Annotated in this window: 26 protein-coding genes; 19 read left to right on the forward strand and 7 right to left on the reverse strand. The window is 66.2% G+C overall.

The window, feature by feature from the left end:
- A partial coding sequence (locus WEA77_RS08180) for an SDR family oxidoreductase (protein WP_368067376.1) occupies nt 1-454 on the forward strand: 454 nt, incomplete at its 5' end.
- On the opposite strand, the gene WEA77_RS08185 is transcribed toward WEA77_RS08180, so the two are convergent.
- Nucleotides 451-2,139 carry an alkaline phosphatase gene (locus tag WEA77_RS08185; protein WP_368067377.1) on the reverse strand — a complete coding sequence of 563 codons (1,689 nt, stop codon included), beginning with the start codon at nt 2,137-2,139 and terminating at the stop codon, nt 451-453. The genes WEA77_RS08180 and WEA77_RS08185 overlap by 4 nt on opposite strands.
- Before the next feature lie 53 nt (nt 2,140-2,192).
- Here WEA77_RS08185 and WEA77_RS08190 point away from each other — a divergent pair, with 53 nt between their 5' ends.
- Complete coding sequence (locus WEA77_RS08190; RefSeq protein ID WP_368067378.1) at nt 2,193-3,245, forward strand: RluA family pseudouridine synthase; 1,053 nt, start codon at nt 2,193-2,195, stop codon at nt 3,243-3,245.
- A 126-nt stretch (nt 3,246-3,371) separates the two neighbouring features.
- Here the strand turns inward: WEA77_RS08190 and WEA77_RS08195 are convergent, their stop codons facing one another.
- The gene (locus WEA77_RS08195) at nt 3,372-4,271 is read right to left on the reverse strand and encodes a DUF3108 domain-containing protein (protein ID WP_368067379.1); all 900 of its coding nucleotides are present in this window, start codon (nt 4,269-4,271) and stop codon (nt 3,372-3,374) included.
- A gap of 269 nt (nt 4,272-4,540) precedes the next feature.
- On the opposite strand from WEA77_RS08195, the gene rpmB reads away from it, so the two are divergent.
- The 6 genes from rpmB to cobT all read left to right on the forward strand — a co-directional run bounded on the left by rpmB (nt 4,541) and on the right by cobT (nt 11,057).
- On the forward strand, nt 4,541-4,828 hold the full coding sequence (gene rpmB, locus WEA77_RS08200; protein WP_291200465.1) for a 50S ribosomal protein L28: 288 nt from the start codon (nt 4,541-4,543) through the stop codon (nt 4,826-4,828).
- Nucleotides 4,829-4,925: 97 nt separating this feature from the next.
- On the forward strand, nt 4,926-5,402 hold the full coding sequence (locus WEA77_RS08205; RefSeq protein ID WP_368067380.1) for a GNAT family N-acetyltransferase: 477 nt from the start codon (nt 4,926-4,928) through the stop codon (nt 5,400-5,402).
- 21 nt (nt 5,403-5,423) lie between these two features.
- The gene (locus WEA77_RS08210) at nt 5,424-7,085 is read left to right on the forward strand and encodes an amidohydrolase (protein WP_368067382.1); all 1,662 of its coding nucleotides are present in this window, start codon (nt 5,424-5,426) and stop codon (nt 7,083-7,085) included.
- A 52-nt stretch (nt 7,086-7,137) separates the two neighbouring features.
- Nucleotides 7,138-7,926, forward strand: a complete 789-nt coding sequence (locus WEA77_RS08215; RefSeq protein ID WP_368067383.1) for a class I SAM-dependent methyltransferase — start codon at nt 7,138-7,140, stop codon at nt 7,924-7,926.
- Nucleotides 7,927-8,060: 134 nt separating this feature from the next.
- On the forward strand, nt 8,061-9,044 hold the full coding sequence (cobS, locus tag WEA77_RS08220) for a cobaltochelatase subunit CobS (RefSeq protein ID WP_368067384.1): 984 nt from the start codon (nt 8,061-8,063) through the stop codon (nt 9,042-9,044).
- A 24-nt stretch (nt 9,045-9,068) separates the two neighbouring features.
- The gene (cobT, locus tag WEA77_RS08225) at nt 9,069-11,057 is read left to right on the forward strand and encodes a cobaltochelatase subunit CobT (protein ID WP_368067385.1); all 1,989 of its coding nucleotides are present in this window, start codon (nt 9,069-9,071) and stop codon (nt 11,055-11,057) included.
- A 389-nt stretch (nt 11,058-11,446) separates the two neighbouring features.
- Here the strand turns inward: cobT and hisE are convergent, their stop codons facing one another.
- Nucleotides 11,447-11,791 carry a phosphoribosyl-ATP diphosphatase gene (gene hisE, locus WEA77_RS08230; RefSeq protein WP_368067386.1) on the reverse strand — a complete coding sequence of 115 codons (345 nt, stop codon included), beginning with the start codon at nt 11,789-11,791 and terminating at the stop codon, nt 11,447-11,449.
- A gap of 117 nt (nt 11,792-11,908) precedes the next feature.
- Between hisE and WEA77_RS08235 the strand changes: the two genes are divergently transcribed.
- The gene (locus WEA77_RS08235) at nt 11,909-12,718 is read left to right on the forward strand and encodes a crotonase/enoyl-CoA hydratase family protein (protein ID WP_368067387.1); all 810 of its coding nucleotides are present in this window, start codon (nt 11,909-11,911) and stop codon (nt 12,716-12,718) included.
- Here the strand turns inward: WEA77_RS08235 and hisF are convergent, their stop codons facing one another.
- A complete protein-coding gene (gene hisF / locus WEA77_RS08240; protein ID WP_368067389.1) occupies nt 12,719-13,477 on the reverse strand; it encodes an imidazole glycerol phosphate synthase subunit HisF in 759 nt (252 codons plus the stop codon).
- A gap of 77 nt (nt 13,478-13,554) precedes the next feature.
- Between hisF and WEA77_RS08245 the strand changes: the two genes are divergently transcribed.
- The 5 genes from WEA77_RS08245 (at nt 13,555) to WEA77_RS08265 (ending at nt 15,671) form a co-directional block, all read left to right on the forward strand.
- Entirely contained in the window at nt 13,555-14,253 is a 699-nt protein-coding gene (locus WEA77_RS08245; protein WP_368067390.1) for a M24 family metallopeptidase, read from the forward strand.
- Nucleotides 14,254-14,398: 145 nt separating this feature from the next.
- On the forward strand, nt 14,399-14,593 hold the full coding sequence (locus WEA77_RS08250) for a hypothetical protein (protein WP_368067391.1): 195 nt from the start codon (nt 14,399-14,401) through the stop codon (nt 14,591-14,593).
- A 111-nt stretch (nt 14,594-14,704) separates the two neighbouring features.
- Nucleotides 14,705-14,845: a hypothetical protein gene (locus WEA77_RS08255; RefSeq protein ID WP_368067392.1), complete on the forward strand. Its 141-nt coding sequence runs from the start codon at nt 14,705-14,707 to the stop codon at nt 14,843-14,845.
- An 86-nt stretch (nt 14,846-14,931) separates the two neighbouring features.
- Nucleotides 14,932-15,342: a diguanylate cyclase gene (locus WEA77_RS08260; RefSeq protein ID WP_368067393.1), complete on the forward strand. Its 411-nt coding sequence runs from the start codon at nt 14,932-14,934 to the stop codon at nt 15,340-15,342.
- Between the two features lie 77 nt (nt 15,343-15,419).
- Nucleotides 15,420-15,671 (forward strand): hypothetical protein, encoded by a 252-nt coding sequence (locus tag WEA77_RS08265; protein ID WP_368067394.1) that lies wholly within the window; start codon nt 15,420-15,422, stop codon nt 15,669-15,671.
- A 313-nt stretch (nt 15,672-15,984) separates the two neighbouring features.
- Here WEA77_RS08265 and hisA read toward each other — a convergent pair whose 3' ends face one another.
- Together hisA and hisH are read right to left on the reverse strand one after the other, a co-directional pair.
- Nucleotides 15,985-16,710, reverse strand: a complete 726-nt coding sequence (gene hisA / locus WEA77_RS08270) for a 1-(5-phosphoribosyl)-5-[(5-phosphoribosylamino)methylideneamino]imidazole-4-carboxamide isomerase (RefSeq protein WP_368067395.1) — start codon at nt 16,708-16,710, stop codon at nt 15,985-15,987.
- 59 nt (nt 16,711-16,769) lie between these two features.
- Nucleotides 16,770-17,402, reverse strand: a complete 633-nt coding sequence (gene hisH / locus WEA77_RS08275) for an imidazole glycerol phosphate synthase subunit HisH (RefSeq protein WP_368067396.1) — start codon at nt 17,400-17,402, stop codon at nt 16,770-16,772.
- Between the two features lie 115 nt (nt 17,403-17,517).
- On the opposite strand from hisH, the gene WEA77_RS08280 reads away from it, so the two are divergent.
- The 5 genes from WEA77_RS08280 to WEA77_RS08300 all read left to right on the forward strand — a co-directional run bounded on the left by WEA77_RS08280 (nt 17,518) and on the right by WEA77_RS08300 (nt 21,934).
- Complete coding sequence (locus WEA77_RS08280; protein WP_368067397.1) at nt 17,518-19,242, forward strand: toll/interleukin-1 receptor domain-containing protein; 1,725 nt, start codon at nt 17,518-17,520, stop codon at nt 19,240-19,242.
- Complete coding sequence (locus WEA77_RS08285) at nt 19,239-19,580, forward strand: serine hydrolase (protein ID WP_368067398.1); 342 nt, start codon at nt 19,239-19,241, stop codon at nt 19,578-19,580. Before WEA77_RS08280 ends, WEA77_RS08285 begins: the two co-directional genes overlap by 4 nt.
- Nucleotides 19,581-19,778: 198 nt before the next feature.
- Nucleotides 19,779-20,267: a hypothetical protein gene (locus WEA77_RS08290; protein WP_368067402.1), complete on the forward strand. Its 489-nt coding sequence runs from the start codon at nt 19,779-19,781 to the stop codon at nt 20,265-20,267.
- A gap of 153 nt (nt 20,268-20,420) precedes the next feature.
- Entirely contained in the window at nt 20,421-20,573 is a 153-nt protein-coding gene (locus WEA77_RS08295; protein ID WP_368067399.1) for a hypothetical protein, read from the forward strand.
- Nucleotides 20,574-20,626: 53 nt separating this feature from the next.
- The gene (locus WEA77_RS08300) at nt 20,627-21,934 is read left to right on the forward strand and encodes a hemolysin family protein (protein ID WP_368067400.1); all 1,308 of its coding nucleotides are present in this window, start codon (nt 20,627-20,629) and stop codon (nt 21,932-21,934) included.
- Here WEA77_RS08300 and WEA77_RS08305 read toward each other — a convergent pair.
- On the reverse strand, nt 21,931-22,646 hold a 716-nt coding region (locus tag WEA77_RS08305; protein WP_368067401.1), incomplete at its 5' end, for a carotenoid oxygenase family protein. The genes WEA77_RS08300 and WEA77_RS08305 overlap by 4 nt on opposite strands.

The following is a 22,646-nucleotide window of genomic DNA, read 5'->3' on the forward strand; positions in this document are numbered from 1 at the left end:
GAAGGCCCTCGCCCGTTCCGCCCGCGGCGCCGCCCTTGCGCTGCGCGTGATCGCCGAACGGCTGCTCGAGCAGGAAGACCTGCCGCAGGCCGGCGTCGAACGCATTCCGCAGAAGGGGACCATCACCTTCGTCCTCGGCTATGCTGCCATCGCCTCGATGCCTGGCCGCTTCACCGAAAGCGTCGGCCAGAGCGCTATCCTCGGCGTGATGAAGGCCGGCGCGCTCGAACTCGCCGAGCATGCCATCCGCGTCAACGCCATCGTCGCCATCCGTCCGCGTGAGGAGCGTGCAGAACCCTGGACCACGCGCCGTGTGCCGCTCGGCCGCGCCGCGCGCGCCGACGAGATCGCCGAAGCCGCCCGCTACATCGCCTCGCCCCAAGCAGCCTACCTCACCGGCCAGAGCCTCGTGCTCGACGGCGGCCGCTCAACTCTGTCGGGACTGATCGACTAGGCCGGCGTCAGTTCCGAAACGCCGCCCCTGGTGTAGCTTGCCTTGAACGCGGCGACCTGTTCGGTCGTGTAGGCTGGTGCGTAGACGGTCGAGACCTTGTGGAATGCCGCGCTCACATCCCGGGCTGTCAGCGTCACCACTGTGAAGCCGTGCCCGAACGGATCGTGCCAGATGATCTCGTCATTGGCGTCGGCAATCTGCTGGCCAAGGTCCGGCATCGCCTTCACATAGGCGCCCATGCCGGGTGAGCTGATAGAGGTGCAGCCAAACTCCACGCCGCGCCGCTCTCCGCCCGCGTCGAACAATTCGTTCGCATAGGCGGTGTGCGTATCGCCAGCGAGCGTTACCAGCGAAGCGCCGGCCTCCGCCACGCTTGCATAAAGCCGCTCACGTGCCGCCGGATAGCCATCCCAGGCATCGAGGTTCCAGGGCAGGCCCAGCGCCGTGAAGGGCAGCATCGCCAGAACTTCCGGCATGTCTTGCGCCGCCAACTGTTGCGGCGTCATCAGCCGCGTGAAGTCCGGCAGCTTGTTCTTCGCCATGATCACCTGGTTGGCCAGAACCTGCCAAGCCGCGCCGGACTGCACGGATGATTTCAGCTCGCCCGCCAGCCAGGCTTCCTGTTCGGCGCCCAGCATCGTGCGCGCAGGGTCGGCCACAGTCTGCATCGTCATCACCACGCGCGCGGTCATCTCGTCCCTGGTCGTCGCCCCGGCGAGCGCATCGCCCCAGGCCAACGGCTCGGACCGCCCGGTGAGGCGCGAGTCGAGCGCGTGCACCGTCGCGACATTGCCGAACCGGAAGGTGCGCCAGACCGCCGAAGTAAACTCGCCGGCTTTCGGCGCGCGCAGCGGCATCCATTCGAAATAGGCCTGCAGCGCGTGCATCTTGCGCACGTTCCATTCGCCTTCCGTCGCCGGATCATGGTTCTCGGCGCCGGTCCGGTAGGAATCATTGGCGCTTTCATGGTCATCCCAGGTGCACACCCAGGGCGCCGCCGCATGCGCGGCCTGCAGCGCCGGATCGGACTTGTACTGCGCATGCCGCCGGCGATAGTCCGCCAATGAGATGACCTCCGTAGGCGGGTCATGCGGCCGGCCCAGCTTTGCCGCGACATCGCCGCCATACCCGTCCTGGCCGTACTCGTAGATATAGTCGCCAAGGTGCACGATGGCATCTAGGTCCGGCGTCGCCGCCAGCGCCGCATAGGCATTGAACAGGCCGAACTGCCAGTTGGAACACGATACCACGCCCAGTTTGACCGGCGTGGTCGCGTCCGCCGCCGTCGTGCGCGTGCGCCCCTCGGGAGACACCGCGTCCCCGCCTGCCGCTTTCGCCCTGAACCGGTAGGTATAGACCGTGCCGGCCTTCAGTCCGGACGCGTCGACTTTCACCGTATAGTCGCTCCCCTCGGAGGTCACGGTCTCGCCGCTGGCGGCTGGCGTTTCGCTGCCCGCCTCGAACATTTCCCACGCCACTGTCACCGGCCCGCTGCCCGATAGCGGCGTCACGCGCGTCCAGAGGATCACGCTGCCGGGCAGGGGATCGCCGGAGGCCACCCCGTGCAGGAAGGTGAGCTCGCCAGCAAAACCGGCTGGCGCCTTGGGCGCCGTGGTGCAGGCCGCCAGCCCCAGCGTACCAAGCGCTGCGCCGCCCAGAAGCCTGCGCCGTGTGACTTCAGCCATGTCCGTATCTCCCCGAAACCTGCCGCCTTATGCGCGGGCTCTGTGAAGCCAGCATGACGCAGCCCGCATTCCCCGTCTATAAGGCCGCCATGAGACGGATCGAAATTGTCGCAGCCCCCGAAGATGCAGGCCAGCGCCTGGATGCCTTCCTCGCCGCAAAGGCGGGCGAAATCTCGCGCACCCGCGCCAAGGCCCTGATCGAGGAAGGCGCCGTCACGGTCGACGGCCAGCCCGAATCGAGCCCCCGCGCCGCGATCAAACCCGGCAGCGTCTATGCCGTCGCGCTGCCGGCCCCGGTTGCCGCTTTGCCGCAGGCCGAGGACATCTCCCTCGACATCCTGTTCGAGGACGCCCACCTCCTCATAATCAACAAGCCCGCCGGCATGGCCGTCCACCCCGCGCCCGGCAGCGAGGACGGAACGCTGGTCAATGCGCTGCTGTATCATTGCAAGGGCCAGCTCTCCGGCATAGGCGGCGTTGAACGCCCCGGCATCGTCCACCGGCTCGACAAGCTCACCAGCGGCGTGATGGTCGCCGCGAAATCCGAAGCCGCCCATACCGGCCTCGCCGCCCTGTTCGAACGCCACGATATCGAACGCATCTACCTCGCCGTCACGCGCGGCGCTCCGCGCCCGCTCTCCGGCACGGTCGACGCCGCCATCGCGCGTTCGCAGACGGACCGCAAGAAAATGTCCGTACACAGAAATCCGGAAAGCCCCTCGGCCCGTCGCGCTGTCACACATTATCGCGCTGGCGAAACCTTCGGTGTGCGCGACAAGCACACCCGCATGCCCGCCGCCGCGCTGATCGAATGCCGGCTCGAAACTGGCCGCACCCACCAGATCCGCGTCCACATGGCGCATATCGGCGCGCCGATCCTCGGCGATCCCGTCTATGGCCGCCAGATGGGCCTCACTGCGCTCGGCTCCGGCGATCGTCACGCCGCTGCGCTTGCTGGCGTCAAAGCCCTGAGCCGCCAAGCCCTGCACGCGGCCGTCCTCGGCTTCGTCCACCCGGTCACCGGCGAAGACCTGCACTTTGAAGTTCCGGTTCCGGACGACATGGCCGGCCTGATCGCGGCGCTGAAGCGCCTGCCGAAAGACTGATGCCTGCAGAGGCCTGTCATCCCGGGCAGGCTCCGAAGGAGCCCTGCTGCGGGGCCTTGCTTAGGCAATCGCCCAGAGAAGGTCGCACATCACCGCTGCGCGGCGTCCGGGCTTGCAGCCTGCGGTTTAACGCCCGCCGCCACTCCCGCCAGTATGTGTGGAGGCCGTCACCAGCGGCTCGAAGCGCAGCGTGCGCGCCTGCAGCGTCACCTTGCCAATCTTGTCCGTGTCCGCGACAATTTTCACCGGCACATGCGACCCGTTCTCCAGCGGCGCCAGATACATCCGGATCGGCCCGTCGATGCCCGTCAGCGTGTCCTTGTTGACCTCGCCTTTCTTGTAGCCGGCAATCTTGTCCATTGTCACATGGCACTCGATCGTGTCGCCGCTCCAGGCGGGTGTTTTCTGTTTCACCATGCCGGTCTTGCCGCGCTTAAGGTGCAGGTACGTAAGCTGGCGCCCGTCGAACACCCTGATCGGCCCGCCGCAAACATCGGCGCCCTTGGCGCGCGGCTCCAGCGCGAAGGTGATCAGCGCGGTCAGCGGGTCGTTCGTCTGGATCACCTGCTCGGCGGTCGCTGCCGGATCGCCCAGGTTCCCGAAACGCGGCTTGGCGGTCATCCTGAAGCCCTTGTCGGTGACGTCCAGCTCGACGCGGCGATCCTTCTTGCCGTCCTTGTTCTCTGACACATACTTCGTCGTCTTCAGGCCTTTGACCGTCGTCTGGCCCTCGGCGGTCAGGTTCATGTCATAGTTGACGAAGATATCTGCGAGACCGGTCGTGCGCACGCGCGACTTGATGGCATAGGCGTCCGGCTTCATGTCCACGGTGAAGCTGGCGCGCCCGCTTACCGGCAGAATGAACACCATCGCCCTGGCATCGAGTTCATACACCATGCGGGTCGGCGCGCCGGACTTTATGCTGGCCAGCATGGCGGGCTGTGCGGCCGTGGAAGCGGTGTCGGCCGAAGAGGCGCCCAGCAGGGCAAGCGAGGCGGCGGCGGCGAGGAGAAGGCTGCGCGTCATGGGAGGGTCCTGTCGTCCTTTAGCGGTCTGGCGGGCGGTCTGTGCCCACCTGTTAAATCGCCCCATCCCAACAAGGCCTGAACGGCTCTGCCGCATACATGCCTCATTCTCCCGTGCCCGCCCACTGACATAAGATGACAGGCGGTGACAGTCAGCCCCCGTCGGGCAGCGCCTGCCGCCTGAATCGCCCCGGTTGACAGGAGGCGCCCCCAGCCTGTAGGAGCGCGCCTTCAGATCAAATCTAGTCTCTTTTCCCCGGAGCGAGGCCCATGTCCCGCGAATGTGAACTTACTGGCACGAAGCCGATGGTCGGCCATATCGTCAGCCACTCCCAGATCAAGACCAAGCGCCGCTACCTGCCTAATCTCGTGCAGGTTACGCTCCACTCGGAGACGCTGGACCAGAACTTCCGGCTGCGCATCGCGGCCAAGGCTCTGCGCACGGTCGATAAGCTCGGCGGCCTCGACGCTTTCCTCGCCAAGGCGAAGGACGAAGCCCTGTCCACCAAGGCCCTGAAAATCAAGCGCGACATCGCGAAAAAGGCCGTCGCCGCCTGAGCGCGCGCCTAAGCGCGGGCCTGATTAAATCTTAGAAACGCCGGACCCCCAAGGTCCGGCGTTTTGTATTTCCGGGCCCGCCGGGGCAGGGTCAGCCATGCTGCCAGCCCTGACCATCTGCCCCCTGAGGGACCGTCCCGAGGTCATCGCGCCGCTTGCCGCCGCCTTCCGGGTCGAATGGCCGGACTGGTACGGCCCGGGCGGTCCGGGCGACGCCGCCGCCGATCTCGCCGCCTATGCCAATCCCGAAGGGGCGCTCCCGTCCGGTATCGTCGCCCTCGATACGTCAGGCGAACCGCTCGGCGCCGCCGCCCTGAAACCCGCATGGATTCCTGAATTTGCGAACCTCACGCCCTGGGCCTCGGCCGGCTGGGTGCGCCGGGAGCTGCGCCGCCACGGCCTCGGCGCCCTGCTCGTCCGCGCCCTTGAGGCCGAAGCCCGCCGTCTCGGTCATGCCCACGTCTACTGCGCCACCGCGACCGCCATCACGCTGCTCGAACGCGAAGGCTGGACGGACCACGCCCAAACGGTACATGACGGTCACGATATCTGGATCTTCCAGCGCGCGCTGTGATCCTGCCTGAAGGAAACCGCTATGCGCCTCGCTCTCCTCTTTGCCGCCGCCCTCTCCCTCGCTGCCTGCGTGCCTGCGCTGCCCGCGGAGACCGAGGCGACAGAGAAGGTGACGGTCTTCACCAATGGCACGATCTATACCGGCCTCGCCGACGCGGCAGGCGTACCCCAGACCGTCACCGGCATTGTCGTCGGCGCAGATGGCCGCATCATCACGACCAGCCCCCCGATGTCTGCCGACTTGAGCGATTATGAAGTCGAGGTTGTCGATCTCGGCGGCGCCTTCCTGTATCCCGGCTTCACCGACGCACACGTTCACCTCTCGGGCGTCGGCGAACGCGAGTTGACGCTGACGCTCGAAGGCACCGCCTCGGTCGATGAACTCGTCACCCGCGTCGAGGCCGAACTTGGCGGCAAGCCCGAAGGCTCCACGCTCGTCGGCCGCGGCTGGATCGAAACCGGTTGGCCCGAAGGCCGCATGCCGATGGCATCCGACCTCGATCCCGTCAGCGGGGGTCACAAAGTGATCCTCGGCCGCTCGGACGGCCACGCGCTCGTCGTCAACACAGCCGCCCTCACCGCCGCCGGCATCACGGACGAAACCGCTGACCCCTCCGGCGGCAAGATCGAGCGCGATGCAAATGGCAAGGCTACCGGCATCCTGATCGATGCCGCCATGGGCCTCGTCCAGCCGCTGATCGCCGAGCCGGATGACGCCGCCGTCTCCCTCGCCCTCGAAACCGGCGCGAAGCTCTATGCCTCGCGCGGCTGGACCGGCGGCCACAACATGAGCGTCACCGCCCGCGAAGCGCCGCTGATGGCCGCGCTCGACGGGGAAGGGCGCCTGCCGCTGCGTCTCTATAACGCGTTCGATTCCGCGGCCTTCAGCATCGCCGAAGGCCGCGAGCACGAGACCGCCACCATCACCAACCGCGCCGTGAAGCTCTACATGGACGGCGCTCTCGGCAGCCGGGGCGCGCAGCTCATCGAGCCCTATGCGGATCGTCCGGACACGTCCGGCCTCTCCCTGCTCGATGATGACGGCCTCGCCGCCTTCATGGCCCGCGCCAGGGCGGCGAATGTCCAGCTCGCCATCCACGCCATCGGCGACCTTGCTAACCGCCGCATCCTCGAAGCCTGGGAGACCGGCGGCTATGACAAGTCCCTGCGCTGGCGCATCGAGCATGCGCAGGTCATCCACCCGGACGATCTTGCCCGTGTCGCGTCCGGCGGCCTGCTTGCCTCGATGCAGCCGAGCCATGCCATCGGCGATCTTTTCTTTGCGCCCGCGCGTCTCGGTATGGACCGCCTGCGCGGCGCCTATGCCTGGTCAACGCTGCTCGATCTCGGCACCGTCATCGCCGGCGGATCGGATGCCCCGGTCGAAGTCGGCTCGCCCACCATCGAATTCTACGCCGCCGTCGCCCGAAAGGACCTGAAAGGTTTCTCCGGCGAAGGCTGGCATCCGGAAGAAGCGGTTTCGCGCGCCCGGGCGCTCGCGCTCTTCACGACCGGTCCGGCCTTTGCCGCTTTCCAGGAAGCCGACCTCGGCACGATCGAGCCAGGCAAGCTCGCTGACTTCTCTGTCTTCGACCGCGACTTGATGACCGTGCCCGAAGGTGACATTCTGAATGCTGAGCCGGTCATGACCGTCATAGGCGGCGAGGTTGTCTGGCGCCGCTAGAGGGCGCGGGCGCCCCGGCAGAGATACCGGTCTGCGAGGGAGGGAGTATCCCATGCGATTGATCCGGAAGACCGGCGCCGCTGTGCTCGCCATCGCCTTCGCCCATGCCTGCGCCGGTACGCCGCCGCCCGCGCTTGAAGCTACGGCTCCGGCCGGCGCCGCGGACTATGGCGCCCTCGTCGACACGCCGGACCGTCCGGATGCGGACATCCTCGCCGACGCGAACCGCAAGACTGCCGCCGTGCTCGCGCTGTTTGCGCCCCAGCCCGGCGACCCGGTCCTCGAGATCGAGGCCGGCGCCGGCTATTATACCGAGCTTCTCTCCCGCGCCGTCGGCCCCGCCGGCAAGGTCTACATGCAGAACCCCGCCGGCTTCGACGCCTTCCTCGGCGACGCTGTCTCCAAACGCCTCGACGGCCGCCTCACCAACGTCACTTACCTGAAATCGAACTTCGACGCCTTCGCTGTCCCCGATGCCTCCCTCGACATCGCCACCTGGTTCCAGGGCCCGCACGAGATCTGGTACACGCCCGAAGGGGTAACCGCGCCCCTCGGCAATCCGGACACGGCCTTCAGGGACATCGCCCGCGCGCTGAAATCCGGGGGCCAGTTCGTAGTCATCGACCACGTCGCCCCCGCCGGCTCGCCTGCCACCACCGGCGGAGACACGCACCGGATCGACCCCGCGCATATCGTCGCCATGGCCGAAGCCGCCGGCCTGACGCTGGAAACCTCGTCAGACCTGCTGCGCAACCCCGATGATGACGGCCTCACCAACGTCTTCGACCCTGCCATCCGCGGCAAGACCGACCAGGCCATCCTGATCTTCCGCAAGCCGTAACCCGTTCCCCCCTTCTCCCAATGGAGAAGGGGCTTTCCCCCTGCCATTTCCCTTACGTCGCACTAGGCGCGGGGCCATCCCGTGCTAGAACGCTTCTTTCCGACCTCTCCCTCCCGTGACGAGCCCGCACAGCCATGACTACAATGACGTCCACAGACACGCTCGAAGGCCTGAAGCCGACCGAAAAGGTGAACCTGAAGAAGGCGTTCGGCCTCGACACGGCCATGGTTGTGCACGGCTTCAAGACGCGCACGGAATACGTCCCTGAGATCGACCCCGCCTACCGGTTCGATCCCCAGACCACGCTCGCCATTCTCGCCGGCTTTGAGCACAACCGCCGCGTCATGGTGCAAGGCTATCACGGCACCGGCAAATCCACGCATATCGAGCAGGTCGCCGCCCGCCTCAACTGGCCGATGATCCGCGTCAACCTCGACAGCCATGTCAGCCGCATCGACATGGTCGGCAAGGACGCCATCGTCCTCAAGGACGGCAAGCAGATCACCGAATTCCGCGAAGGCATTCTCCCCTGGGCCCTGCAGCGCCCCGTCGCCATCGTCTTTGATGAATACGACGCCGGCCGCCCGGACGTGATGTTCGTGATCCAGCGCGTCCTCGAAAGCTCGGGCAAGCTCACGCTGCTCGACCAGAACCGCGTGATTTCGCCGAACCCGTATTTCCGTCTCTTCTCTACGACCAATACCGTCGGCCTCGGCGACACGACCGGCCTCTATCACGGCACCCAGCAGCTCAACCAGGGCCAGATGGACCGCTGGTCGATCGTCACCACACTGAACTATCTCGCCCACGACGCCGAAGTCGAAATCGTCAAATCGAAATCCACCGGCGCCGATGACGCGACCCTCTCCAAGATGGTCACGCTCGCCGATCTCACGCGCAACGCCTTCATGGCCGGCGATCTTTCCACCGTGATGAGCCCGCGCACCGTGATCACCTGGGCGGAGAACTTCGCCATCTTCGGCGATATCGGCCACGCCTTCCGCATGACCTTTCTCAACAAATGCGACGAGCTTGAACGCCCCCTCGTCGCCGAGATGTACCAGCGCTGCTTTGGCACGGAACTGCCCGAGAGCGCCCTCATGGTGAAGGTGGCGTAGGGCGAAGGCCCGAACGCACGGCGGATGGCAAAGGACACCACACCCCAGGATCTCTTCAAGGCCGCGCTCGCCGTCACCACCAAGGCGATGAGCGCGCAGCGCGATATCGAGGTCGGTTTCGGAAATGACAGCGGTGACCAGGGCGACCGCCTCGTGCTGCGCCCGCCGCCCATCGAGATCAGCGCCGAACTCGCCGCCCGCATCCGCGGCGAAGCCGATGCCATGGCACTGCGCCGCGCACACCACGATCCCGGCGCCCACCTCGCGCACCGCCCGCAAGGCGATCTCGCCCGCCGCGTCTATGAAGGCGCCGAAACCGCGCGCATCGAAAGCCTCGGGGCCAACGCCATGCTCGGCACCGCCGGCAATCTCGACGCCGCGCTGGACCATCGCTGCCGCTCCACCAATTTTGGCGCCGGCTCGGAAGACCCCGAAGCGATCCTCGCCCCGGCGCTCGAATTCCTGCTGCGCGAACGCCTCACCGGTCGCGCGCTGCCCGAAAGCGCCGCCCGCGTCGCCGATATCTGGCGCGAAAAGGTCGAGACGCGCGCCGGCAAAGCCATCGGCGCCCTGATGGACCAGCTGCACGACCAGGCGCAGTTCTCAAAAACCATCCGCTCGATCATCCGTGACCTGACGGCCTCGGATGCGCCCGGCGACGATGTCGAGACCGATGAACAGGAAAGCGCCGATCAGCAGGAAGACAGCGAAACCCAGACCGGGGACGATGATACGTCCACGGAAGAACAGATGGGCGCGTCCTCCGAGCAGATTGAGGCCGGCGAGACCGAAGACATCGACGGCGAGGAAGCCAACGTCTCCCTCGACCAGGACGCCGACCTCGACGCCGACGATTCGCCGGACGAAGAAGACGACGGCTCCAAGCCGCTGCGCCCGAACTATCAGCAGGGCGACGACCGTGACCGTTTCAACTATACCGTCTTTACCCGCACGCATGATGAGACCGCCAACGCGCCGGACCTTTGCGACGCTGAGGAACTGACCCGCCTGCGCGCCTATCTCGACCACCAGCTGCAGGGCCTGCAGGGCGCCGTCGCCAAGCTCGCCAACAAGCTGCAGCGCCGCCTGATGGCGCAGCAGAACCGTTCCTGGAGCTTCGATCTCGAGGAAGGCGTGCTCGATACCGCGCGCCTCACCCGCGTCATCACAGACCCCACCGCGCCGCTCTCCTTCAAGCAGGAAGATGACACCAAATTCCGCGACACCATTGTCACGCTGCTGCTGGACAATTCCGGCTCAATGCGCGGCCGACCAATTATGGTCGCGGCCCTGTGCGCCGACATTCTCGCCCGCACGCTGGAGCGGTGCGCCGTAAAAACCGAAATCCTCGGCTTCACCACCAAGGCCTGGAAAGGCGGGCTAAGCCGAGAAGACTGGGTCAAGGCCGGCAAGCCGAATGGCCCTGGCCGCCTCAACGACATCCGCCATATCATTTACAAGGCCGCCGACATGCCGTGGCGCCGCGCGCGCCGCAATCTCGGCCTGATGATGCGCGAGGGCCTCCTGAAAGAGAACATCGACGGCGAAGCCCTCCTCTGGGCGCACGACCGGATGCTGGCCCGCCCCGAGCAGCGCAAGATACTGATGGTTATTTCAGACGGCGCGCCGGTCGACGATTCCACGCTCAACGTCAATATCGGGAACTATCTGGAACGCCATCTGCGCCAGGTGATCGACGAGATCGAGAACCGTTCTCCGGTCGAACTCATCGCCATCGGTATCGGCCACGATGTCACGCGCTATTACAAGCGCGCCGTTACCATCGTCGATGCCGAACAACTCGGCGGCGCGATGACCGAACAGCTCGCCTCCCTCTTCGACGAACACCCGCCGAACCCCGCCGCCATGGCTATCCCTCCGCTCACGGACAGGACTACGCGAGGCGCCGTCACCGGCGCCTCCGCAGGCGCCCCCAGCTACGGCAAGAAAGTCGCCCTCGGCCGCGACGTGAAAACAACGACGTTGCAAGCGGTGAAGCCGCCGAAAAAGTGACCCCGCTTACCCCTCTTCCGCAAAGGGCAGCGTCATCTGGCCCTGGCGCGGCCAGTTGCTCGTCGGCAGGAAGCCACCCGGAAATCGTTGCATAACTCTGCCCCATCGCCCACGTTCCCGCGCTTCCGCAGAACAAAATTCTGAGCCCCTTCAGGCCTCAAAAAAATATTTCACCCGCACGATTCCGGTAGCGCCCGAAGCGCCCGTATGTTGCCGGCATGACCCAATGCCGTCCGCACCCGGAATCCTGGCATTCCATTGCCGAACTGATCGTGACCCTGCATGCGCTGCTGCGCCGCTCGCCAGCCTGCGGCGAACAAGCGGCGCGCCTCGCGGTTTCAGGAGGCGGATTGTGGTATGCCCGCGATCATACCCGAACAGGTCGTTGTTCAAGGCCGCCCCGCCTTCTCGTCAATCCCGCTGGTACCCTGGCGGGCTTCCAGCGCCGCCGCCACATCATCAAGGCTTACGCCCCGCGACCGGAGCGCCACGAACACATGGTAGAGCACGTCCGCCGCCTCGCTCGCGACGCGGCCGTCGCTCTCGCCGCGCACGGCGTCCGCCAGTTCGCCGCCCTCTTCGGCGACCTTCGCCGCGCAGGCATCCGGCCCTTTGGCCAGCAGCTTCGCGGTCCAGCTTTTGCCGCTGTCGCCGTCAGCAGCGCGCGCATCAATGGTCTCGGCGAGGTGGGCAAGGGCGGCGGCAAGGCGGCCCGGGGAGGCAAGGTCGGTCATGGGGTCAGTCTCCTGCTTCCCGCCGTTTAGCGCCCTGACGCAGCGGCGTCACGCGCCAACGCTTGACGGACGCAGGGGAAGGACGCCAGTTTGGTGTCACCTTCCGGAGGAAAACCCATGAAAGACCGCGTTTCGATCACGATGCTGGACGACGGCGTTGCCGATGTCCGCCTCATCCGTAGCGACAAGATGAATGCCCTCGATCCCGCCATGTTCGCTGGCATCGCCGAGGCGATCGCGCAGCTGAAGGAAACGAAGGGCCTGCGCGTCGTGGTCCTCTCCGGTGAAGGCCGCGCCTTCTGCGCCGGGCTCGATCTTTCGTCCCTCGGCCAGCCCGGCGACAGCAAGAAGCAAGGCGAAGGCGCTACCGGCAGCCTCGGCAGCCGCAGTCATGGCATCGCGAACCTCGCCCAATACGTCGCCTGGGGTTGGCGGGAACTGCCCGTTCCGGTCATCGCGGCCGTCCACGGCATCGCCTTCGGCGGCGGCTTCCAGATCATGTCGGGCGCCGACATCCGCATCATCCATCCGGACACACGCTGCGCCATCATGGAAATGAAATGGGGCCTCGTGCCCGACATGGCAGGCTTTTCGCTATGGCGCGGTAATGTCCGCGACGATGTGATCCGTGAGCTGACGTATACCAACCGCGAGTTCAAGGGCAGCGAGGCCCATGCCCACGGCTTTTCCACCAAGCTGTCCGACACGCCGCTAGAAGACGCACTCTGGATGGCGAAACTGATGGCCGGCAAACACCCCGCCGCCATGCGCGGCGCCAAGGTTTTGTGCAATGCGATGGCCGATACCACCGATGCCGAACTGCTCGCTCTGGAAAGCGCCGAGCAGCTGAAAGTGATGCGCACCCCAAACCAATTGGAGGCTGTGATGGCCGAAATGCAGAGACGCCGCGCGGTGTTTGCCGAGTAGCTAGACGGTCCGCACCGGCGCGCCCGCTTGTCTGAGGGCATCCCTTGCTTCGGCGAGGGTCGCCTCACCGAAGTGGAAGATGGACGCGGCCAGCACTGCGCTCGCCCCGCCTTCAAGAACTGCGGGGGCAAAATCCGCCGCGCTGCCCGCGCCGCCGGACGCGATGACCGGGATGGTGACGGCGGACGAGACGGCCTTGAGGAGGGCGATGTCATATCCGGTCTTGGTGCCGTCGCGGTCCATCGAGGTCAGCAGGATTTCGCCCGCTCCGCGCTTGGCGGCCTCGCGGGCAAATTCCACCGCGTCGATGCCGGTGGCCTTGCGCCCGCCGTGCGTGAAGATTTCCCAGCCCGCCCCGGACTTGCGCGCGTCGATGGCCACCACCACGCATTGCCGCCCGGCCTTGGCGGCGCACGCGGCGATCACGGAAGGGTCCGCGACCGCGGCCGAATTGATCGCCACCTTGTCGGCGCCTGCGCGAAGAAGTGCGACCATGTCTTCCGGCGAACGCACACCGCCGCCGACTGTGAGGGGCATGAAACAGGCCTCCGCCGTACGGCTGACGGTTTCCAGCAAGGTGCCCCGGCCTTCATGGCTGGCCGTGATGTCGAGGAAGCAGAGCTCGTCCGCCCCCTGCGCATCATAGGCGCGGGCGAGGGCGACCGGATCGCCGGCGTCCTTCAGGTCCACGAAATTGATGCCCTTGACGGTGCGACCGTCTTTCACGTCGAGGCAGGGGATGATGCGCGTTTTCAGCATGGCGGCGGTGTAGCGAGGGAAGCGGCGAGAGGGTAGTGCAAGATTGACATATAAACATCCATTGACATGATTTTAGGATGCTAAGGGACGCACGCACTGAAGACACTCGCTGGCGGGCGCTCGTGGAGGCCGAAACGCGGGCGCTCGATCTGCTGGGCGCGATTGAAGCGGCTGGTTTTATTGCGCCGGGGCGGCGGGAAGGCGATGTGGACCGCGACATTGCGGAGCTGGCGGAGCGGGATTTCGGCATTTCCCGGCATTGGCACAAGCGCCTTGTCCGGTGCGGGGTGAACACGCTGTGTGTGTTCAGTGACAATCCGCCAGAGCGCGTGATTGCAGAGCCTGACACCGTCTATCTCGATCTCGGCCCGGTTTTCGGAGAATGGGAAGCCGATGTCGGCCAGACTTACCTGGTGGGACAGGCCCCGGCGCGGCAGGCGCTGGTGGCGGCGCTGCCAGAGGTCTTCGAAGCGGTGCGCGCGCAGTTCGAGGCGCATCCGGAAATTACAGGCGCGCAATTGTACGCCTTTGCCTGCGAAGACGCCGAGGCGCGCGGCTATATTTTTGGCGGCGTGATCGCGGGCCATACGATTGGCGAGTTCCCACACCTGCGCTGGCCCGGCGAGAAAGACCACCAACGGATAAATGCCGCGAACACGACCCGCCTGAGCGAGCCGGATGCATTCGGGCGCCGGCGGTACTGGATCATCGAAACACACCTGCTGGCCCCGGACCGATCGTTCGGCGGCTTCTATGAGCGCCTCGCACGGGTCTGATCGTCCCAGCCAATGGAACATGGAATGAACAAAGTGCTTTCTTCAAGCCATTCCTGCCTTACACGGCGCGGATTTTGCCGCGCGGCCCGTTTCTGCTATGGTCCAGCTTGGGGGTGCTTTTGAGAGCCTGAAGAAGGACGAGCCCATGGACCTGAAGAAAGCCAGCCTGAAAGCCGCCGAGCGGATCCGCCAGGATGACACCGAAAACCTTTGCCGCCTCGCTGCGCGCCTGACACAGATGCAGGAAGAAGCCGGCGTCCCGGACGGGCCGGAGACCAGCCTTGCCTATGCGCTGCGCACGCGGCGGCGTTTGCGCCGGCCGCTGTCCAGCGCGCGCTAAGCCGGAAGAAGGCCCACTCCACCGGCAAGGCCGGCGCCAACCCCGCCCTCATCCGCAACCCCGGCGGGGCGGCGGGAGTTTGTGGGGGGAGAAGTAAAAGGAGACCCCGTGATGGGAAAGGTCATCAGGGCGGCCCTGGCCGCTGGATTTGTCTTACTGGTGGAGCGCAGCGTGAATACCTGGCTGGACCACCGGTACCAGAAACGCGCGACCGCCAGGGCCGCGAAGACCGGCTTTGCGGCTGAAAAGTAAGCGCTCCCTCGCCGGGTTCGATCAAATTTTTCCGGCCGCCGGCGCCGGATACCAGGCATGTTGGGTTAGACGCAATGCCTGCCCACATGATTTCTCCCCTTCGCAAAGCCCTGTTGAGCGGCGCCGTGGTCACGGTGTCCTCGGTGCTGGCTTCGGTCGCGGCGACCTTCATCTGGTTGCAGATGGATCCGGAGATCGACCACGCGTCAATCTATATCTCGTGTATCATCCTGCCGTGGCTGGTTGCCCCGGCCTGCAGCCGGTTCATCCTCCGGACACAGATGAAATCCGGGCGTCTTGCGCAGGAAAATCACCGGTTTGCCAACAGTGATGAATTGACGGGTCTGCCGAACCGGCGCGCCTTCTTTGCGGCGGCGCAGGTGCTTCGGGCGCGCGCGGTGGCGGGGAAGGGCGTGTTTGCCTGCGCGATTGCCGATATCGACATTTTCAAGCGCGTCAACGACGCCTTCGGCCATGACGCCGGAGGCGCCGTATGAAATAAGCAGGCGGAACATTATGCGCCCGCGCGCCGCAGGGCGGCCTTGCGGCGTGTCTCGGTGGGGAAGGGTTTGCGATGGCCGGCCTGTTTGCCAGCGAGCTGGCGGCGGGCGCCGAATTTGCTGCTCTGGTCGGCGCGGTGCGCGGCGCGGCCTGCAACTGTGGAGGCGCCGAACTGCGCGTCAGTGTCAGCCTGGGTCGTGTGGCGGCCGGAGGCGGCGAGACGGTTTCGGCCGTTCTGCCGCGCGCTGAACGGGCGCTCTACAATACCAAGCATAACGGCAAGGACCATTCCACGTGTGCCCGCGAGGTCCCCGCTGCGTCGTAGGAACGCCCCCTCACCAGCGCCGCGCGCTGGGTTTGTGACGCGGCGTTCGCGGCGGCGAACCGGTCTCGCGCCAACGAAAAGCAGGTTCGCCCGCGTTAGCGGGTCTGCACTCGCCCGCGGTCTTGGATTCAGTAACTCGGGCAAATAAGTGTTCAGAACAAGATCCAGCCGGGAGAGTTCTGAGCTTTCGGCGGCGTATACATCGACAGTAGCGTATCGATTCGCGCGTGCGAGCTGAGAGGCGTAGTCAGCCGGTTTCTCTTCGGCCTGGCGGTGGAGGATTGTCAGTACCCATTCTGCTCAAGCCTCCCGATTACTCCGCCGCCCTAACCGCCTCACCTGCATCAATATCCCCGTCATAAAGCGCCCGCCCGAGGATCGTGCCCGCGATGGGGGAGCCGCTGGTGCGCAGAGCGCGGATGTCGTCGACGCTTTTGACGCCGCCGCTGGCGATAATGGGGATGGTGACGGTGTTCGCCAGTTCTGCCGTGAACGGAACATTCACGCCGGTCTTCAGACCGTCGCGGCTGATATCGGTGGCGATAATGGCGGCGACGCCGCAGCCTTCGAAGGCTTTGGCGAGTTCGGTGGCGCGCATGTCGCTGGTCTCGGCCCAGCCTTCGACGGCGACCATGCCCTCCTTCGCGTCGATGCCGACGACGATGCGGCCAGGCAGGGCGCGGGCGGCGGTTTTCACGAGTTCGGGGTCGCGCAGGGCAGCGGTGCCGAGGATGACCCGGGCGATGCCGGCCTCCAGCCAGGCGTCGATCTGGGCGCGGGTGCGGATTCCGCCGCCAAGCTGGACCGGAGCGCGGGTGGCTTTCAGGATGCCGGTGACGGCCTTGCGGTTGACCGGCGTGCCGGCGAAGGCGCCGTTTATGTCGACCACGTGGAGATGGGTGAAGCCCATCGCATGGAAGGCGCGGGCCTGGTCGGCGGGATCGGTGTTGAACACGGTAGCGGCGTCCATCTCGCCGCGCAGGAGGCGGACGCAGGCGCCGTCTTTGAGGTCAATGGCTGGGTAGAGGGTGAAGGACATGGGGGCTTCTTTCTATCCCCTTCTCCCTTGGGAGAAGGGGGAAGGAACAGGCGGGGGCTTCAAGGGGACCACTTCAGGAAATTGCTCAGTATCGTCAGGCCCACCTTCTGGCTTTTTTCGGGGTGGAACTGGGTGCCGAAGAGGTTGTTTCGGGAGAGGGCTGCGGCGAAGGGGGCGCCGTAGTCGCACCAGGCGGCGACGTGGGCCTCGTCCTCCGGGCGGAAGGCGTAGGAATGGGTGAAATAGGCGTGGGGCTGGGGCCCGAGGCCGGCGAGGACGGGGTGGTCGCCGGTGAGGGCGAGTTCGTTCCAGCCGACATGCGGCACTGGCAGGCCGGGGGCGGGCTGGAAGGCTTCGACGAGGCCGTGGATCCAGCCGAGGCCGCGCGTCTCGCCGTCCTCGAGGCCGATGTCCGCCATAAGCTGCATCCCGACGCAGATGCCGAGAAAGGGGCGCTGGCGGGTGATGACGGCGGCTTCGAGGGCCTCAACCATGCCGTGGATGGCGCGCAGGGCGCCGGCGCAGTCAGCGAAGTGGCCGACGCCGGGCAGGACGATCCGGTCGGCCCGGGCGAGGGCGGCGGGGTCGGCGGTAACTTCGATGGTATGGTCTGCGACGGCAGCGGCGGCGAGGGCGCGCGCGCAGGAATGCAGGTTGCCGGAGCCATAGTCGATAAGCGCGGTGCGGGACATGGGCGGCTCTTAGCGGCGGCGGAGGGGCGTGGCAATTCCGGGGGAAGGGGCGTAGGATCGCAGGGCACGCAAGACAGGTGACCCGATGGGGACCAAGGTGCCTCTCCCTGCTGCAATGGCCCCGGCGGCCGAAGCGGCGAAAGTGTTCATTTCCTATTCGAGGAAGGATGCCGGCTTTGCCGATGATCTGGTCGCGGGGCTGAGCGCGTGCGGGTTCGAGGCGTATATCGACCGTGAGGACATTGCGCCGGGCGAGGCCTGGGAGGCGCGGCTTTCGGGGCTGATCGCGGAGGCGGATACGGTGGTCTATGTGATTTCGCCTGGCTCGGTCTCCTCGCCGCAGTGCCATTGGGAAGTAACCGAGACGCTGCGGATGTCGAAGCGGTTGCTGCCGGTGGTATGGGCGCCGGTGGCGGAGGCGGATGTGCCGAAGGAGCTGTCTCGGCTGAACTTCGTATTCTTCGACGGCGGGAAAAGTTTTGCGCGCGGGCTGGCGGAGCTGGCGGGCGCGCTGCGGGTCGATGCGGTCTGGATACGGGAGCATTCCCGGATCGGGGGCCTCGCGCGCCGGTGGGACGCGCGCGGGCGGCCGGAGGAGGCCCTGCTGCGCGGAGCGGAGCTGGACCATGCGCGCGACTGGGCAGCGGCGCGGCCCGTATCGGCGCCGGAGCTGACCGATCTGCATGCGGATTATATCGCGGCGGGGCTGGGCGCGCGGGAGGCCGCTGAGCGCGAGATGCGGGCGAAGCGCCGCGGGGCGGTGGTGGTCTCGATGCTGGTGGCGCTCGGGATGACGGTGCTGGCGGGCGCGGCGAGCTGGCAATGGTGGGAGGCGGCGGAATCGCGGGACGCGGCGCGGATCACGGCGGCGGCGCTTGAGGTGAAGGTGGCCGAGCTGAACGCGGTGACGGCCGAGCTGGAGGCTTCCGCGATCCGCCTTTCGGCAGATGTCGCGCTGCGCGCGCCGGCGCCGGGCGGCGGGGCGGTGACGATTGGTGGCGGCTGGTTTCCGCTGGCGGCGAAGTATTCGGGTGCGATTGCCAAGGTGGACCGGCTGGACGCCGGGGGCGGCTTGGTGGGGGTTCAGTCCGGTTTCCTGATCGAGGGCGCCTTGGTGCGGGGCGGCGATTCGCCGGTATACCTTCTTGTTCCGAAGTTCCGCGCTCCGGCGCCGGACGTGCTGGCGAACCTGTTGCGCCCGCGCGCGTTTGATGTCGCGGGGGAGGACAGCGTGGACGCGGAGGGCGCGCTGGATGCGCGCGAGCCGGAGCGCGCACAGATGGCGATTGCCAACGACGCGCCGGCGGCGGGGCTGGCGGCGGGATTCCCTGTGCTGGGCGCGTCGGCGGCGCTGGCGGGGGCAGAGATCGTGTGGAGCACGCCGGTGCATCTCGGCGGCGCGGCGCCGTTCGAGCTGTGGCGGCTCGCAGGTGAGCCGCCGTTCGGGGCGCGGCCCCTGGCGGCGGGGGATGTCGCGTGCGCGGCGCTGGCCGGGGCCGAAGACGCGGCGAACCAGCCCGGACGTGCGCTGGCGCTTTACGGCATTGGCGACGCCGTGCGCGGGGGCGACCGGGTTACGCTGTTCGTGTCAGAGCTTCAGGACGCGAGTGATCCCTATGCGCTCAAGTATGACCACTCGACGACGCTCGGATCGATGGGCGCTCCGGTGTTCGATCTGACAAGCGGGCAGGTTATCGGCGTGCACCTCGGCTCGGTGCCGGGCGAGACGCCGGACGCCCCGCGCACGGGCTACGGGATTGCGCTGGCGCTGGTGATCGAGGGCATCCGGCAGGAAATCGACCCGGGGGAGGGCGAGCCTCTCGGCCTGCTGTGCGAATGACCGCGCGCCGCCTCTCGTTTGCGGCGGCGCTTGCGGCGGCGGCGTGTGTGCAGGTTCAGGCGCGGGAAGAGGCTGATGCCGGCGCGCGGCTATTGTCTCAGGCATCGGCGCTGGCGCAGTTCAGCGCTGCTTTCGAAGTGACGCGGAACGGCGTGCGGATTGCTGCCGGGGCGGCGGGTTCGGCGGATGGAGCGGCGCCTTTCACGCTGGAGACGGCAAGTGACAGCGCCTCTCTGGCCAAGCCGATGACGGCCGAGCTTGTTCTGGCGCCTGTTCTGGCGCTTGTTGTGGCCGGGCGGCTGACACCGGATGACCGGGTAAGCAAGCATTTGCCGTAATATCCGTATACGGAAATAACGATCCGGGACTTTCTGGATCATTTGTCCGCGCTGCCGGATTATACGGTCTTCCAGAGTTTGCTGGACACGGGCGAACCCGTGTCCGCGCTGGACCTGATGGGCGACCTTCGCGCGAGTGAGGTGTCGGGTACACCGTCACAGAATGCCTTCAGCTATTTAAATCTTTGATGTGATGTTCTGGGCGAGGTTTCCGGAGTGGTGGCGGGCGAGCCGTTGAGCGCTGTTTTCGAGGCGCGGCTGTTCGGGCCTGCTGGCATGGATACGGCGTTCCTGCGGCCAGCGCGGTTCGCGGACTGGCCGGGACCGCGCACCTTGGGATTTCGTCCGGGCAGGGATGGTCGGGAGCCCTGCAGTGCATTTGACAATGAAGGCTTCCATGGCGCCGGCAACATCTGCCTGAGCGTCCGCGACGTGACCGCCCGCGCCCGGCGCCGGGCGATCGGAACCGTGCCAGCTGAGGTACGCACGCCCGCGCTCGCGGATGCCTGGAAGCCGGGGCACAATCTGACGCTCGGCAGCTGGTATTGCGCGCCGGGCAAGCAGCAGTGCGACTATAGCGGTCACCATCAGGGCTTCGATACATTTGCCTATTGGGACACGGAGCAGGCCATCACGGCGGCGTTCGTCAGCAATGGCGGCCTGCCGCCGTCCTATCAGACCGGGTAGGCGAAAGCGCTGATCGCGCTGGGTGAGGGGCGTGCGGCGGAGCTGCAGGCAAGCCGGAGCATTCCGTTTCCGGACGGCCTCGCGGGGCGGTTTGAAGCCGAGGGCGGGGAAACTGTCGAAATCAGGACGCTGGCCGGACAAAGGATGATCCGGATGGCGGATGGCCGTGAATGCCCGATCTATCCGGCGGGAGAGGGCGTGATGTACGCGCCCGGTCTCGACTGGTTCCTGAGCGGGCCCGCGCCCGGCTCGGCTTCGGCTTTTGTGGTGCGGCGTGTGCTCGGGCCGGATCCGGAGTTCCGCTGAGGACGCAATTTGAGCTTTGCAGGCGCCCGGCAATTATGCGATAGGGCGCTCCCATGGAACTCCTCATACTGCTTGCGCTGATCGCCCTGAACGGGGTGTTCGCGCTTTCCGAGCTTGCCATTATCTCCTCCCGCAAGAACCGCCTTCAGATGCGCGTCGACAAGGGCGACCGCGGGGCGAAGGTTGCGTTGAAGTTGCAGGAAGACCCGTCGCGCTTCCTCTCCACCGTGCAGGTGGGCATCACCCTGATCGGCATCATCGCGGGCGCCTATGGCGCGACGGCGCTGGCCGAGGATGTGGCCCCGTGGATCATCCAGACTTTCCCGCAGCTGGAAAAGCAGGCGGGCTTTATCGCCTTCGGCCTCGTGATTGCGGCGACGACCTACCTGTCCATCGTGATCGGCGAACTGGTGCCGAAGCGGATTGCCATCACGGCGCCGGAAGCCTTCGCGAGCCTGATGGCGCCGCCGATGTCGATGCTGGCGAAGGTGGCGTTTCCGGTCGTTTTCATTCTCAGGGGATCGACCAACCTGATCTTGTCATTACTCGGCCTGTCCAAGATCAATGCCGACCTGATGACGGAAGAAGAAATCGAAAGCGTAATCGAGGAAGGCGCCGCGAGCGGCGCGATCGACGAGGACGAGCGCGCGATGATCCGCAGCGTGATGCGCCTTGCCGACCGGGATGTGCGCTCGATCATGACGCCGCGCAAGGATGTTGTCTGGCTGGACCTTGATGATTCGCCGGAAGAGCTTCTGAAGAAGATTGCCGACAGCGGGCATTCGCGCTTCCCGGTGGCGCGCGATGACCTGGAGCATGTGACTTCGGTTGTTCAGACCAAGGATCTTCTGGCGCTGTCGGAAGGCAAGCGATTGCCGGATTTCGAGACGGCCGGCCATGCGCCGCTGTTCGTGCCGGACACGATGACCGTTCTGAACCTGCTTGAGAAAATGCAGGCGAGCGCTGTGCAGATGGCGCTGGTGTCTGACGAGCTGGGTCATATCGAGGGCATTGTCACGGCCGCCGACGTGCTCGGCGCAATTGCCGGGGACGTGGCCTTCTCACCGGAAGACGGGCTTGCGCGGCCTCAGAAGCGCGAGGACGGTTCCTGGCTGATAGATGGCCGGATGGCGATCGAGGATGCCGAGATTGCGCTTGGCTCGGACATGACGCCGGAGGAGGATCCTCCGTACACGACGGTTGCTGGCCTTGTGATCCACCACCTGCAACGCATCCCGGAACTCGGCGACGCAGCCATTTCGAATGGCTGGCGGTTCGAGGTGATAGACATGGACGGCCGGCGTATCGACAAGCTGCTTGTCGCGCGCCTGCCGCCCAGGGATGAAGATCCGACCGGTTAGGCCGGGGGCAAGGCCACCCAGTTGCCATGGAAGCCCGGGGGAATCCGGTGCGGGATGGTGATGGAGGCGACGGGCGGAGCGGTGAAATCCTGCGCATTGAGGATGACGAGATCGGTCGTGTCCTCGGCGGTGTCAATGACATAGCCGATCAGCCAGCCTTCATCCTCGGCGGCTCTTTCGTGGGCGGGTATGAAGACGAATTCGCCGGGCACGCGGCCGGGGCCGAAGTCATGTACTTCGCGGGTATGCGCGCCGAGATCATGCTTGAACAAGGCTGAAGCGCCCATCCAGTCGGCTGTGCCGGTGGGCGGCAGGGCGACGGTATAGGCATAGCGGTAGGGTTGGCCGAGGCGGCGTTCGTCCGGACGCGGAAATTCCTGCGGCGCGGCGTCGATCACGGTACGCACGACCGTGCGGGCAGCCGGATCGATCTCGAGGCTTTCAAAGGTCGTGGTGGCGGCGTTCGGGCCTTTCTGGCCATCGGCGAAGACGGCGGAGTGGACGCAGGCATCCATGATCACCTTGCCATCTTCGGTCTCGTAGGCATTGGCAGGGTGGAAGATGTAGCAGGGCGAGATGTCGCACCAGATGATCTCGTCGCCCCTGCCTTCGCGGGGGAGGAGGCCGATGCGGGCGGCGTGTTTCGGGTTCCAGCGATAGGGGAAGTTCTCGCCGGAGATCAGCGCCGGTATCGAGAATGTGACGGGCAGGT

The sequence above is a fragment of the Hyphomonas sp. genome (genome assembly GCF_040882205.1).
Taxonomy (GTDB): Bacteria; Pseudomonadota; Alphaproteobacteria; order Caulobacterales; family Hyphomonadaceae; genus Hyphomonas.

Coding starts and splice junctions, on each gene's coding strand:
- WEA77_RS08185 (WP_368067377.1), bottom strand. CDS start 2,139: ATGGCTGAAGTCACACGGCGCAGGCTTCTGGGCGGCGCAGCGCTTGGT.
- WEA77_RS08190 (WP_368067378.1), top strand. CDS start 2,193: ATGACGCAGCCCGCATTCCCCGTCTATAAGGCCGCCATGAGACGGATC.
- WEA77_RS08195 (WP_368067379.1), bottom strand. CDS start 4,271: ATGACGCGCAGCCTTCTCCTCGCCGCCGCCGCCTCGCTTGCCCTGCTG.
- rpmB (WP_291200465.1), top strand. CDS start 4,541: ATGTCCCGCGAATGTGAACTTACTGGCACGAAGCCGATGGTCGGCCAT.
- WEA77_RS08205 (WP_368067380.1), top strand. CDS start 4,926: ATGCTGCCAGCCCTGACCATCTGCCCCCTGAGGGACCGTCCCGAGGTC.
- WEA77_RS08210 (WP_368067382.1), top strand. CDS start 5,424: ATGCGCCTCGCTCTCCTCTTTGCCGCCGCCCTCTCCCTCGCTGCCTGC.
- WEA77_RS08215 (WP_368067383.1), top strand. CDS start 7,138: ATGCGATTGATCCGGAAGACCGGCGCCGCTGTGCTCGCCATCGCCTTC.
- cobS (WP_368067384.1), top strand. CDS start 8,061: ATGACTACAATGACGTCCACAGACACGCTCGAAGGCCTGAAGCCGACC.
- cobT (WP_368067385.1), top strand. CDS start 9,069: ATGGCAAAGGACACCACACCCCAGGATCTCTTCAAGGCCGCGCTCGCC.
- hisE (WP_368067386.1), bottom strand. CDS start 11,791: ATGACCGACCTTGCCTCCCCGGGCCGCCTTGCCGCCGCCCTTGCCCAC.
- WEA77_RS08235 (WP_368067387.1), top strand. CDS start 11,909: ATGAAAGACCGCGTTTCGATCACGATGCTGGACGACGGCGTTGCCGAT.
- hisF (WP_368067389.1), bottom strand. CDS start 13,477: ATGCTGAAAACGCGCATCATCCCCTGCCTCGACGTGAAAGACGGTCGC.
- WEA77_RS08245 (WP_368067390.1), top strand. CDS start 13,555: ATGCTAAGGGACGCACGCACTGAAGACACTCGCTGGCGGGCGCTCGTG.
- WEA77_RS08250 (WP_368067391.1), top strand. CDS start 14,399: ATGGACCTGAAGAAAGCCAGCCTGAAAGCCGCCGAGCGGATCCGCCAG.
- WEA77_RS08255 (WP_368067392.1), top strand. CDS start 14,705: ATGGGAAAGGTCATCAGGGCGGCCCTGGCCGCTGGATTTGTCTTACTG.
- WEA77_RS08260 (WP_368067393.1), top strand. CDS start 14,932: ATGATTTCTCCCCTTCGCAAAGCCCTGTTGAGCGGCGCCGTGGTCACG.
- WEA77_RS08265 (WP_368067394.1), top strand. CDS start 15,420: ATGGCCGGCCTGTTTGCCAGCGAGCTGGCGGCGGGCGCCGAATTTGCT.
- hisA (WP_368067395.1), bottom strand. CDS start 16,710: ATGTCCTTCACCCTCTACCCAGCCATTGACCTCAAAGACGGCGCCTGC.
- hisH (WP_368067396.1), bottom strand. CDS start 17,402: ATGTCCCGCACCGCGCTTATCGACTATGGCTCCGGCAACCTGCATTCC.
- WEA77_RS08280 (WP_368067397.1), top strand. CDS start 17,518: ATGGCCCCGGCGGCCGAAGCGGCGAAAGTGTTCATTTCCTATTCGAGG.
- WEA77_RS08285 (WP_368067398.1), top strand. CDS start 19,239: ATGACCGCGCGCCGCCTCTCGTTTGCGGCGGCGCTTGCGGCGGCGGCG.
- WEA77_RS08295 (WP_368067399.1), top strand. CDS start 20,421: ATGGCGGATGGCCGTGAATGCCCGATCTATCCGGCGGGAGAGGGCGTG.
- WEA77_RS08300 (WP_368067400.1), top strand. CDS start 20,627: ATGGAACTCCTCATACTGCTTGCGCTGATCGCCCTGAACGGGGTGTTC.